The organism is Burkholderia sp. MSh2 (assembly GCF_000731655.1).
Taxonomy (GTDB): Bacteria; Pseudomonadota; Gammaproteobacteria; order Burkholderiales; family Burkholderiaceae; genus Burkholderia; species Burkholderia paludis.
The window spans coordinates 1-13,098 of record NZ_JPGM01000074.1 but is presented as its reverse complement, the minus strand read 5'-3'; the positions used below and the strand labels follow the sequence as shown (position 1 = coordinate 13,098).

The 13,098-nt window shown below is 61.2% G+C and carries 11 protein-coding genes; 1 reads left to right on the top strand and 10 read right to left on the bottom strand.

Annotation, left to right across the window (positions count from 1 at the left end; translation table 11 throughout):
- Positions 1-249: 249 nt before the first annotated feature.
- From GQ57_RS43190 to GQ57_RS32730, 10 genes are all read right to left on the bottom strand, one after another.
- Complete coding sequence (locus tag GQ57_RS43190; protein ID WP_160257579.1) at positions 250-1,083, bottom strand: hypothetical protein; 834 nt, start codon at positions 1,081-1,083, stop codon at positions 250-252.
- A 44-nt stretch (positions 1,084-1,127) separates the two neighbouring features.
- Positions 1,128-2,024 carry an FkbM family methyltransferase gene (locus GQ57_RS32765; protein ID WP_235215165.1) on the bottom strand — a complete coding sequence of 299 codons (897 nt, stop codon included), beginning with the start codon at positions 2,022-2,024 and terminating at the stop codon, positions 1,128-1,130.
- Between the two features lie 16 nt (positions 2,025-2,040).
- The gene (locus tag GQ57_RS32760; protein ID WP_031398212.1) at positions 2,041-2,472 is read right to left on the bottom strand and encodes a hypothetical protein; all 432 of its coding nucleotides are present in this window, start codon (positions 2,470-2,472) and stop codon (positions 2,041-2,043) included.
- Between the two features lie 3 nt (positions 2,473-2,475).
- Entirely contained in the window at positions 2,476-3,060 is a 585-nt protein-coding gene (locus tag GQ57_RS38375) for a hypothetical protein (protein ID WP_052001555.1), read from the bottom strand.
- 22 nt (positions 3,061-3,082) lie between these two features.
- Entirely contained in the window at positions 3,083-3,985 is a 903-nt protein-coding gene (locus GQ57_RS32750) for an alpha/beta hydrolase family protein (protein ID WP_052001554.1), read from the bottom strand.
- A gap of 83 nt (positions 3,986-4,068) precedes the next feature.
- Entirely contained in the window at positions 4,069-5,223 is a 1,155-nt protein-coding gene (locus GQ57_RS32745; RefSeq protein ID WP_152603413.1) for a hypothetical protein, read from the bottom strand.
- Complete coding sequence (locus GQ57_RS32740) at positions 5,220-6,905, bottom strand: outer membrane protein assembly factor BamB family protein (RefSeq protein ID WP_034200041.1); 1,686 nt, start codon at positions 6,903-6,905, stop codon at positions 5,220-5,222. Before GQ57_RS32740 ends, GQ57_RS32745 begins: the two co-directional genes overlap by 4 nt.
- A 2-nt stretch (positions 6,906-6,907) precedes the next feature.
- Positions 6,908-7,216, bottom strand: coding sequence for a hypothetical protein (locus tag GQ57_RS43185; protein WP_160257578.1), 309 nt, complete (start codon positions 7,214-7,216; stop codon positions 6,908-6,910).
- Between the two features lie 23 nt (positions 7,217-7,239).
- A complete protein-coding gene (locus GQ57_RS32735; protein WP_152601698.1) occupies positions 7,240-8,265 on the bottom strand; it encodes a hypothetical protein in 1,026 nt (341 codons plus the stop codon).
- Between the two features lie 292 nt (positions 8,266-8,557).
- Positions 8,558-9,340: a cupin-like domain-containing protein gene (locus tag GQ57_RS32730; RefSeq protein WP_052001553.1), complete on the bottom strand. Its 783-nt coding sequence runs from the start codon at positions 9,338-9,340 to the stop codon at positions 8,558-8,560.
- A 381-nt stretch (positions 9,341-9,721) separates the two neighbouring features.
- On the opposite strand from GQ57_RS32730, the gene GQ57_RS32725 reads away from it, so the two are divergent.
- Positions 9,722-13,098: Ig-like domain repeat protein (locus GQ57_RS32725; RefSeq protein WP_034200040.1), on the top strand; the 3,377-nt coding region annotated here is incomplete at its 3' end.

The window sequence follows — 13,098 nt, the reverse complement described above, 5'->3', positions numbered from 1 at the left end:
GATTGTCCAGTACGGCATACTTCGCGGGTTTTCAATCGGCATCGGCGACTGGGCGGAGGTCGGGGTCGGCAGGCTTCCTGCTTGGCACCTACGAAATCGCCGTCTGCGCCATTCTTGAGGCGCTTGGGTCTCCCCAAAAGACACGGGTTGATCTGGGAGCCGCAGACGGGAATTTTGGCATCGGGCTGGTCCGTAACACTGTCTTTGGTCGCAGCCTGTGTTTCGAAATGGACGAGAAGCGCCGCAGGATTATCGAGCACCGAGCTGCGGAGATGGGGCTGGCGGATCGGAGCGGTCGACGTCGATTGCGTGCGCAAAATAGCGGAGATTGGGGAACTCGGATGCGGGGAACCCGCGTCGAGCTACTGCCGACGCATGGTTGTGAATCCCGGCGTGCGTTTCCAGCACGCCGCCTTCACGGATCTGCGCTGCGGTTCTCGTCGCCGAAGGGCGCACTACGGCGACATGCCCTTCGGCATGCCCGGCAGCGCTTTTCGGCCGGAAGTAGCCGAAGATCACCAGGTAACCCCGATTAGCCAGCGCTTGAGCCTGGGCCGGAGTGTCCACCCTGAACCACCCGGCCTCGCGGCCCGCGCGCGACTCGAAGAAATCCAGCTGTGTGTGCGACAGGAAGTTCTGACTGTCGCGCGGCGGGCGGGGCAAATAGATGCCGACGGCGTTGCCGACTGCTGCCGTGAAAAGCGAGCAGTGCGTATCGGGCCCGAGAACCGGCGAAGACGGATCGCCGACCGGTTCGCCTGTATCCCAGCGTACCTCGCGATTGGCCGGCCAGTGATGCTCGACGTCGAGCCTGTCCAGTGCGCGGAGCAACTGCTGCCCCTGAGCGGTCACAGGACCGCAACACGGACCGTCGCCAGCAATTGGAAGCGGTGCAATGGTCTGCAACGGTGAGTCGGTCGGCGTCATACATGCCGACAGCGCAGCCACAACGGCAATCGTCGCGATCTTTGCGACCGGTTTCGCGGCTTTCATCTGATATCGGGATGCGGTGGATGGAAGACCCGACGCGCACGGTGTCGCGACAAGACGTGTCGTGAAGCTTCCGCGGGTGTGGGGATTCATGTCGTTGTCGGTAGGAATTCTTGTAGCAGTGGGCGCATGCCGCGCTATCGTGCGACGAGCGGGTAATCGCCTGAATTCCTGATTTCCTCGGCGTCGATGACTTTCATGTCCGAATCACGGGGAAAGCCGATCATGTTGAACGCCGAAATACCGGGGTACCGATTGTTGGTATTGCTGCGGAAGTTGTCAGGATTGAACAGTGGTGTGATATGCCACCAGAGCCGATAATCGAGTTCCCAAAGATACTCGATGAGTGCACGCGAATTGTCGGCACGGTCGTTCTCGATATAAATGGCTGGCCTGCTTCGCATGATCGTCTGGCGTGCGCCCGCCAAAACGTGAAGTTCGAAACCTTCGACGTCGATTTTCATGAGCTGAACCTCCTTCTTGCTCAGCATGTCGTCGAGACGAATACACGGGACTTCGACTCTCGTCGCTGAAACCCCGGGTTGCATTGATACGGCCCCGAAATTCCCGGCGCGGTGATAGTCCGGGAGAGTGAATCCGAGTGTGCCGGGTTCCGATCCACACGCCATCGGCCAAGCGGTGACATTGGAGATGGCATTCAGAGCCAGATTCGCACACAGATTCTGGAACACGAAAGGCTGCGGCTCCAGCGCTACGACGTCGGCGCCGACTGCTTTTGCCGCAGCAGCCAACGGAACGGTCTGGCTGCCGATGTTCGCGCCCACCTCCACGATCGTGCCGGGCCTCCTGATCAGTTGAAGCAGGAACTGCGTCTCCAGCTCCGAGTATTCGCCGTAGTCGATCAGCGCGTTGCCGATATAAATATCGTGCCGATTGACGAGCATGGGGCCGTGACGCGTTTCGACGAGTAGATAAGGTTCGGCTAGCTGAATGATCATTTCGTTGAATGTGTTTACAGGTAGCAGCGGATGGCGATATTCGTCTTGCCGCCAGTTTCGAATGTCCGATGGCAACCCGGATGCGCCTGTGTCAGGCCCGCTCGAATGCGTCGAGCAGCGTCGCAAGAGAACGACCGCCAGACGTGTGCTCGAACAGGGCGTCTATGGCAGTATCCACGTCCGTTTGAAGTGAGGGTATCTGTTCAATGCTCGTGATGATTTGATCGATCAAGATCGGGAAGTTCGCATCGCTTCCCGCTTCTTCGCCAAGACGGCTGATCAGGCCGTATTCGATGTATAGCCGGAACGCTTGACGTCGCCTTTGCGGATGATCCGGGTCGATCGCCTGGATACGCTGGGCGAGGCGCGCCGCCAGCCCATCGCGCTTTTGCGCGCTGGCATCGCCGATTGATTCCTTGCGTGAACCCGAGGTAGCCGCGGTAGCGGTCTTTACTTGGCCGACCGGAGCGGACTGGCTCTGTATCGTCTGGAAGAGCCGGTCGAGCGGCGAGATGGGGCTCATTGTCTAGCGCTGTATGTATGACGCAATCAGAAGATGCGTCGATGGCTCCGGCTCGACAGGTGCATCTCCTTGCGCCGGGCCGGATTCTTGGTCTGGTCGGTCGGCATCAGCACCGCCTGTGTCGAGCAGGGAGAGTTTCTCCAGCAGCGCGACCATGTCCGCGTTCAGCGGCGCATTTTCGCGGCTAACCTGCAGGCCTTGCCGGATCCAGGCCTCGGCATCGACCCGGTCACCGTGCAGGATCGCGAGCATCGCTCGTGCGAAACACGAGAGCGGATGCCGTGTCGTCAATAGCGGCGCCCACACTGAACGCGCCGCATCCGGGCGTCCGGTTGTCATATAGAGCAGGCCGAACTGGAAACGTGCGATGGCGAGGTGCGGTGCGAGCGAGAGGCAGGCCAGAAATTCAGCTTCGGCAGCTTGGACATCACCCATCGCGGCGAGATTCGCCGCGCGCAGATAGTGCGGCTCCGGCGCTTCCGGACGGAGTTCGGCGGCCGCGGTCAATAATGTCGACGCTTCCGACCATTGCGCATCCTGGCTTAGCGTCACGGCCTGTTCCAGCAGGGCATCAAATGGCATGTGCATGTCGAACGTCTCTCCGTATCAATCAAGGTTGTTGCCGGACGGGGAACCCCTGGCGCTCGAGAAATTCCGATACCACTGGCTCCCAGACGTCGACGCCGTGCGCAAACAGCATATGCCCGTTTTTCTCGAATGGCGGAAGCAGCCGATAGTCTGCGTTGCCGCCAGCGCGAACGAATGCATCGTGCCAGGCGCCACTGTATGTCGGACTGAAGTACTGGTCATTTTCCGTATATATCCAGAGCATCGGAACGCGAGCCGTTTTGCCGAATCGTGAATACATGGCTTCCAGTCGTTCGCCCTGGCACGGCACACCGGGATGCTCGACCGGATCGCCACCGGAACCACCCGCGAAGTTGATTGCTGCGACCACGCCGTCCGGATTCTCAGCCGCCATCGCCGTCGTGACGAAGCCACCGACCGATTGGCCGGCGATGACGATTCGATGCGAATCGACATGAGGCTGCCGCCTCGCGTAGTCCAGTACGGCGAGATCTTCGGTGCGCGCCGCATCGATCATCGGGGCATAGTCCTTCTGACGACATGTGCCGCTATATTCCGGATCGAATTGCGTGCCGAGTTGACCATAACCGATGCGCGTCGGCTCAAATACGGCAAAGCCGCGTTTCAGGAAAAAGGCGACCTGCCGGGTGAAGCGGAAACGTGGCGGCGTCCCGCGATCCGTGGGGCTGCGTCCGTGATTGAGAATCAGGATCGGGAATGGTCCGTCACCGTCTGGAAAGAACTGCGTGATCACCACCTTGCCCGCTTGTGCCGTCCCGTAAAAATCCTTGACCGTCACGTCGATGGTCGAAACGGACTCGTGCAGATCCGACCTGAGTTGTTCGGCACGAACATCGGAGATCGGGAGCAGGAGCGGGAGGCAAATCGAAAGCAGACGTGCGGCTGTTGTCAAAGTGAACGGCATGTCGAGGGTACCGATGGATTAGGTAGGGCGTCAACGTGGAAATGGCGCGACCATGCAGGGAGGCGGTGCCACATGAGCGAAGATCAGAACTGCCCGGTGCGCGCTTCGTCTCCACGCATCGATTTCGCCAGAGAATCCAGTTCGAGCCCGATCTCGCGGACGTCCGATAGTGTCTTGATCGCTTCTATCCGGGCGAGCAAGCGGTCTTTTCGCACCTCGGTGCCAATCAGAACCTGCTGCGCTTCTTCCGCAGCACCGAGCATCAGGCGCGCGGCGTCCTCGAGACTGAGGTTGCGGGCTGCCGCGTAGCTTTCAATGAGCTGTAAATCTTGCCCCGCCGCACCGGCACCGCCGTTCAGTATCTGATTGGCTAGCGTTGTTTTGTACTGCGTCAGCAGATCGTTGCCGGCATAGTGGCCGAGTACGCGTGCACGCCGCTCGTTGACGATCTGCCGAAGCTGGCCCTGCAGTCGCACGATTTCGTTTGCGCGTTGTACGGCCCCCAATGGCGTGTGCCAATCGGCCGGATTCATCGGCGGCGACACTGGCGTAGTCATGATCGGAGTCTGCCAGCGCTCGCTCAGAAGGTTGCGGCGCAACCGGATCAGTTCGTCCTGATTTGTCGCGTTTCGAATGGCCTGTGAATAGTGCTCGCGGATCTGTTCGCTGTGCGTGAGAGACTGGAGCATTTCACGATCGAGGCGCAGGATCAGATCGGCCGCCTCGTCCAGCGTGACCCCGTGCGCAACGGCGACCGAACGCAAAAGGTCGAAATCGTCGTCCCGTTCAACCGATTCCGGTTTCGATGCCGCGGCGCGGTAGCGTCGCGCTTCCTCCAGCTTTCGTTGACGCAGCATGCCGCCCATCGAACAGGTCGGTGCCCAGCGCGCGCGCGTCTGATCGACCTTCTGCCGCAACAGAGTGAATAGTGCGCGACGATTGCTTTCCAGCAGTGCCTCGTGCGGTTCCCTGGCGACAGGCTCGCGAGCGTCCGTGAACTTGCCGCCGTTGAAACGCCAGCCCCAACAGTTCGCGAGCGTCATGCCCTCGGGCATTTCACCCAGGTAATGCGTGACGAAATACCAGTCTCCATCGGACGCAGGGGTGTAGTCGGGATCGTCGGTGAAGTAGACGATGCGATTGCACTTGACCTGGGTCACGATGAACCAGCCGGATGCAATCACGCCTGCCTGATCGACCGTGGGTTGACTGCGCGCTGATTGAAGAAGGGAGTTCATGACGGAGCGGAATCGTAATAGGGATGGATGCGGAATACCTTGAAACCGGCATTGTTGCTGGCGCACGCCAGCAACGGGATACCGTTGGCGTAGCCCGCCGCCGGCGCCTGGCGAAACGTACCGCCGATCTGGCCTTCCCAGAGTTTGATTTCCCGAGTCGGATCGAATACGGCGAGATGCCCATTGCGGGACAGAACGATCAAATATTTGCCGAATGCCAGCGGGCCCCACACGCCCGGACTACGTAATCGGCTCATCCATCGAATCTGGAACGTATCGATGTCGAATGCCGTCAGATGCCAGCGATTGTCTAGTGCGTAGACGACGCCGTCGGCGACGTGCAGAAATTGATGAAGCAGGCCGGGACCGTGCCGGCGGGTCAGCAGGCAGGCGCCGGTTTCGATGTCGAAACTCTGGAGCTGTCCTTCTTCCGTCGCGACGAAGACCCGCCCGCGATGCACGGCCGGCTTACCTCGAACCATGCCGGTCGTTGATGCCTTCCACCGCAAGTGTCCGGTATCCGCATCGACGCAGACAAGCGACTGGTCGTTGCAGGTCGCAACGACGGCATTGGCTTCCTCGCTGTAGTGAGGAGAGGCGGGCGGCCAATAACCGTGCTCGTATCGCCAGATCACGCGGCCGCTTTTCCAGTCCAGCGAGTACAGGTGACCGATCGGGGCGCCTGCGTTGTATTGCTCGGTATTGACGAAGAGTCGCTCATGCCGGAGGTCGACCTGTGGCGTTGCATGGACGTGCGAGTCGGGACGCCAGCGCCAGATGATCTCGCCGTCGTCCGCGTCGAGCCGAGTCACGGTCCCGTCGTAGCAGCCGAATACGACGCTGCGGTCGACCACCTGCAATTGCTGGACGATGCCCTTGTATGGCTGTTGCAGGCTGGCACGAGTCCAGACCGTCTCACCCGTCGTGGCGTCGAAGCGCCATATCCTCGCGCGGTCGTCTGCGCCGAATATGCCGTTTTCGGCAACCGCCGGACTGGACTTGAAGGGTGGCGTCACACCGTGGTTGAACTCGAAGCGCCACCACAGCGGCTGATCCACGAAAGGCGGCGCGCTGCCTTTCATCTCCGGAGGTCGGGCGTCGTAACTATCCCGCGACAGACCGATATCGTGGCGTCTGAAAACCGAGACGACCGGAAAGCGGCTGACGGACAGTTGCCGCGAACCCGTCGGGCTCCAGCAATCGAACAGTGCCGCGAGGCCGCACACGTGCAGGTCGCGCTTGTCCGCCCGCAAGGCCTCATCGACGAGTTGAACTGCGGTGCCCTTTCCGAGAAAGTCGTCCACGATCACCGCGCGGGCGCCCGGCGGACATGGCGCGCCCTCAACCCAGCGCTTGCGATAGTACGTCTTGCGCTGGTCTCGCACCATCAGCAATGTGAGATCCAACCCGTCCGCCTGCAGGGCGGCGAGCGCGACCGCATACAGCAGCGGTGCGCCCCCGAAACCCGGCCCGATCAGAACCTCCGGGCGCATAGGGCGAATTCGTTCCCACAGCAACCGGCCTGCGACACGAGCCTGTCCCGCATGCGACAGCAAGTCCTTGAAGTCGAATGTGACGTCCTTGCCTAGCAGGATGACCTGACTGTAGATAGCGCGCCGCAGTTGTTCCCGCTCGGCGTCCAGGGAATCGGTGGGCGGATGCGCGATTTCAGCTGCGAGCATGATCAACCGCCGTCGCCGCCGCCGTCACCACCGCCGTCGCCACCCTCTCCGCCTTCACCTTCGCCTTCGCCTTCGCCTTCTCCATCGCCTTCACTATCGCCTTCACTATCGCCTTCGCTTTCGCTTTCACTGGATTCCGCGGCGCCTTCGCTGGAGTCGCCGTCGCCGCCAGATCCGCCGAAGTGGTAGATCGTCTTCGCTACGACGGATTGGTCGACCGATGGTGCGCTGATTGGCGCAACAGGAAAAAGTGGTGCCGCGTGGATGAACAGCCTCGGGAAGGCGACATCGTCGAAATCCGTATCTGGCATGGTGTTCCTCTCGATTGAGAAAATTAGTCGGCGCTTTGAGGTGCCGGTTGACGTACTGTTGAAGACGACCGACTCGTCGGTTCAGCACCGAGATTGGCGACGAGAGCGGGATAGGCCAAAGGATGCACGGCCGGGTGACTGTTCATTTCCAGCCACCAAAAGTGTTGCCCGTCATAGATTGCGTCCGCCGTGAATAACGTATCGCGACGCGATTCCGTCGGAATGGCTGAATACAGTACCGGTCCCGCCGCGCGGAGCTCGTCCCAGCGAGGATTCACATTGGTGCGCATGTCCAGCAGGAGTCGGCCGCGCGGGTGCATGAGCGGTGAGCCGTAGCGAAATTCCACGAGTTGGCGGGCGCCACGATCGGGAACGTCATCGAGAGCGTGACCAAAAAAGCGCAGCGTGACCGCGCAGCGATCGATCTGGTGAGAAAGTTCGGATGGTTCGATCTTCTGCATCAGGTTGGCGCGTTCCTCGATCAGCTTGCGAAAGGTCGCTCGCCCGTTGCCGGTCACGCGCGGCATCGTGTCGCGTTCAGCGCAGACGGGCGCGTCATTCCAGAACCAGACCTTGAATATTTCGCCGTCGACGAACCGTTCGTAGTATTCACTGCGGGACGGCTCGATCGGGTATTGCGACGAAGAGCGGAACGGCCCTTCGATCTGTGCGCCGAATGACGACGCCGCTTGCTTCACCACCACGTTTGCCATGTCGTCCGAGGTCGAGCTTCCGTAAGCCGGAACCCTCAATCCGGCTTGCTGCGCCCATTGCTTGAACGCCAGCTTGTCGCTTGCGGCGGGCCAGCGCTTGCTTCGGTCTGGCAGCCAGCCGGCAAAGTGCGTGACTTCGTCGATCAGGGCAGGCGTGTATTGCGCAATGCCGTTCACCTTGGCGAGGAACCGCGGTTGCAGAGTCCAGTACCGTTCGCCGCGGCGCAGCAGCGCCTGCAGGCTCTCGCCGGCGATGATGAGTTCGAATCCTGCATCCAGCGCCGCCTGACGCAACCACCTGACGTGATCGAAGAAATTGTTTTTGGATGCGGCCAAGAAGACTCCTGATCGTGATGGGCGACGCTTCTTTGCCGAAGTCGTCGCAATGAATGCAGGCACACGGCGCAAGCTCATGGGGTTCGACGAACTGTCGGCATCGCGACTCGACGAACGCTGCAGGTCGACGCATGACAAGTCTTCGCCTGCCGATGCCAAAATGTTTAGAGGTGCGGCGAATTTTTTACATGGGAGACCGACCGTGCCGGATTGTCGGCCCAGCGACGAGCTGCGGCATGGAACGCGCTCGATGTCGCCGATTTTGGAGTCGCCGTCGGGGTGGGCCGGTCTCCTACCGTACGCCTGGTACTTCTCCCCGATTTCCGCAGACTGCTGGCGTACCTTTTGCCCACATGTTCGATGATAGCGAGAACGATGTTGAGCGCACGTGATGAAACCATCCGGCGGGCAGATACAGCATTTCCCCGGCTTTGAGCATGCATTGGCAGCCACTGGCAGCTTGTGCAAGCGGAAACTTGGAGAAATCAGGTGCTTCCGGATTGAATCTGGAGCCGAACAGGACGGGGTTGGACTCCCACAAGTAGAGGTTCTCGGCATAGTGCGGCGGGAACAGCAGAATGCGCTTCGTTCCCCAAACTTGCGCCAGCATATTGTCGTCGTAGTCGCAATGGAGCGGCGTGACCGTGTCCGACGGACCGATCCAGATCTTCAGATCCTTGAAGTGCGTGAAATAGTGCGGCCACCGGCAAAGGGCATCGAGTTCAGGGAGTTTCTGATTGCCGAGATAGGGTGGCAAGCCAGGCGTGCCGTGTTTCAGCAGGGAGAAATACTCCGCCAGCGACATTTCCTTGCTTTCGCGTTTCTTCGAGAATGCGGCGCTCACGTAGTCGCCGATCCTGGCACGTACACGCAAGCCGGAGAAGCGCTCGACCAGCCCGTCAGGCGTCAGCGCGTGGAGTGGCCAGGTGGACACGATGCCTACGATGATGAACGGCAGGCCCGCGGCCGCGAATGCGCTGAAGACGTTCGGCTCGAGCGGACTGACGCGCGGTACGGAGGATATGTCGCCGACCAGACGGCTCGCCGCCATGATCCGTTGACGAATGTTTTCCATTGCCAGATGGATGAGTAAGCGCTGCAGGCGGAGCGCGCCGGTTTCCTTGTAGACGGCTGCGAGGTGACTCGTACACGCCGCAGCCGGGCCCGGACGATCCACGGATAAACAAGTTATCGCGCTTCGACATCAAACTGTTTAGGGGGAGCGCCGAAAAAAACTTCGACATCGCTCCCGGTCCCGAGGGGGGCACGCCTGGATCTTCAACAAGCCTGATTTTTTCGAGGCCGCGCTGGTGGCACATAAAAATTATTTCGCAACCACCCTAAACAAATCGCGTTTCCGATCGGATGACTTGAGCAACTACGCAACGATTCCAGGCTAGGGAGTGTCTCCCGCTGGGAAGTTGGTGACGGACAACACATCCAAACGGAACACGACATGGTCGCGATCGTCAGCGGAAACAATCTGGGCCTCAATCTCGGTTCACTCGCGGTTCTGGGCTCGAATGGCAAGATCGGAAACGCCGTGCAGGGGCGGAGCGGCGAAAGCGCGTACGTAAATGTCTCGAACGGCAATCTCGTACTCCAGGATAACGACGCGCTGTTGATGGGCCTGGGGCTCGACATCAGTGATCTGCGAACCTACAACAGCCAGGGGTCGGCCAACTTCACGAATGGTGACGGCTGGCAAACGGGACTCTACAAATCGGTTGTCCGCCAGAGCGACGGTACGCTCGAGCGTACCGACAGCGACGGCTCGACTTCGATTTACGCCTGGGATGCGACTAGTCAGTGTTACGTCGAGACGACCAGTGCCGGTTCCGCCCTGAGCACGATCAGCGTCAACGCGGATGGCACGTTGACGTGGACGAACGGCAGCACCGGAACGACGGAAACCTATGAGGGCAGCGGCGCGGGCCTGTTGTTGTCGTCGACGGATACCGATGGCAATACGCTGGCTTACAGCTACGACAGCAACAACCTGCTTACGCAAGTAACCGATGCGAGCGGCGAGGCCCTGAATTTCACGTACGCCGGACAAAACCTGGTCCAGTTGAGTACGACGCTCGCGTCGGGTCAGACGATCAACGAAATTTCCTACGGCTATGACGCGCAGAACCGGCTTACGTCTGTTTCGGTAAATCTCGATCCGACAGGCACGGTTCCCACCGGGGCCGATGCGCAGGCGAGCTACGTCACCACCTATAGCTATGACGGTTCGAGTGATCGTATTGCGGGCGTCCAGCAAAGCGACGGGACCAGCCTTGCATTTACCTATGTTCTCTCCGACGGGCAGTACAAGGTCGCCTCGGTAACGGACGGGCTCGGCAATACGACATCGTTTTCCTACGATAGCGATTCGGGCACGACGAGCGTTACCGATCCGCTCGATTGCACGTCGGTTTACCGTTACGACGCCAACGGGCAACTGATTCAGGCGAGCAGCGGGGTGACGGCGGCCAATGCCGAAGGTCTGACGCAGGCTTACTACACGTACAACGACCTGGGCGATGTGACCGGCATCACGGACGGTGCGGGTCACACGGTGAGCATGCAATACGACGATCGCGGCAATCTGGTGAGCCAGGTCGATGCCGCGGGCGACACGCGGACACTGACCTACAATTCCGCCAATCAGATCCTGACGAGCACTTCGTATGCGAATGCGGCATCGGGGCTGGAGGCTGCGAGCGATCCCCAGACGACGCGCTACGTCTATTCGGCGACGCAACCCACCCAGTTGCGATTCGTGATCGCGCCGCAAGGCAATGTCACCGAATACCGTTACAGCACGAACGGCCTGCGAACCTCGACGATCGCCTATACCGGGTCCACTTACGATGTCAGTGCGTTCGGGCAGACGCAGGTTCCCACCGAAAGTCAACTGGAACAGTGGCAGGCGGCTCAGGATCTGACGCAGACGGAGCGTACCGACTATACGTACGATTTCCGGGGGCAACTGCAGACCAGCACGACATACGCAAATATCGGATCGAACGGCGTGGGCGTGGCGAGTGGCGAACAGGCCACGCACTATGTCTACGACCAGTCCGGGCGCCTGTTGCAGACCGTTTCGCCTGCCGGAAGCGTCACGCAGTATGTTTACGACGGGCTGGGGCGCGTCGTGAGCACGAGCGCGCCGTCACTTGACGGCACTACGCCGAACGTTACGTTGACCCGCTACGACGATGCCAGCGGCACAACGACGGTGACCCTTGCCAACGGGCTGTCGACTGTCTCGAGTTACGATCGCGCAGGCCATCTGGTGAGCGTCACGCAGCTCTCGGCGACCTCATCCGCGTTGGGGACGACCCGCTACTGGTATGACGACGATGGACGTCTCGTCATGACGCAGGATCCGACGGGGGCGCGTCAATGGACGATGTACGACGAAGCGGGCCGCAAGATTGCCGACATCGATCCGACTGGCGCGTTGACCGAGTACACCTACAACGCCAGCGGACTGCTCGCCCAGAGCATTGCATACGATACGCCCGTGGATACGTCGGCGCTGGTCGATGCGAGCGGGGCGCCGCTGACCGCTTGGACCACGGATGCGAACTGGCCGACTGGTGGCCCGGCAGCTGAACTCGCCGCGATTCGCCCTGCTGCGACGTCGCAGGACCAGCATACCTGGTACTTCTACGACGATGCCGATCGGCTGACGTGGGAGGTCGATCCGCAGGGGCGGGTGACGCAGACCACCTACGACGGTGAGTCACATGTGCTGTCAGTCACGCAATTGGCCAATCCCATCGACGTCTCGCAACTGGCCGACGCTGCCGACGTGTCCTTTGCATCGCAAACCGCGCCGTGGCTGACAGTCACGACGAGCGGTTCGTCGGCGCTGGGCGAACCGGTGACGCTGCAGGCGAACGTGAGCGGAGGCGACGGCGGGGAAGTGACGTTCTTCAACGGCAGCACGGTCCTGGGCAGCGCCGTGATGACGAACGGGACGGCGAGCTTCACGACGAGCGCGCTGCCGGTGGGCGTGAACGACATCAGTGTGGTGTATTCGGGCGATGCATCGCATCCGAGCGGGGTGTCGGCGGTCGCGCAGGCGACCGTTACCGGTGCGGCGACGAACATTGCGTTGAATGTGCAAAGCCAGGGGGCAAGCCGGTACAGCGAAGCGGTCTGGGGCAACCCGGTGACGCTGTCGGCTGCGGTGACGGACCAGGGGCAGGGTCTGCCGGTGGCGAGCGGTCAGGTGACGTTCTACAACGGTACGACGATGCTGGGCACGGCCACGCTCGTCAATGGGCTGGCACTGCTGACGGTCTCGAGCCTGCCGGTGGGGACGGTGGACATCGAGGCGGTCTACGCAGGCGATGCGACGCATGTGGGATCGAACACCGAGCAGATGGTGCCGATCGCTGCACAGCCGACGACGACCACGCTGCAGGTGTCCGGGACGGGCAGCACGCTGAACCTTCAGGCTTCGGTGAGTGCGCCGGCGGGCTCGCCCGCGATGCCGGGCGGGACGGTGACGTTCTATAACGGCAGCACGGTGCTGGGCACGGCCACGCTGGTCAATGGCGCGGCGAGCCTTGCGTATGACGGCACGGTGGCGGCGGCGCCCCTGAGTGCGGTCTACGGCGGGGATACCAATAGCGCGACGAGCAGCAGTGCCGTTACGGGTTCATCGAGTCAACCCGCTACGCAATCGCCGACTTCGACGACGCTGACGGCATCGGCCACGAACGTGACGCAGGGTACGGCGGTGACGCTGACGGCGAACGTGGCGGGGGCGGCGCCCAGCGGGCTGGTGACGTTCTTCAGCGGTATGACGCTGCTGGGCACGGCTACCGTGGT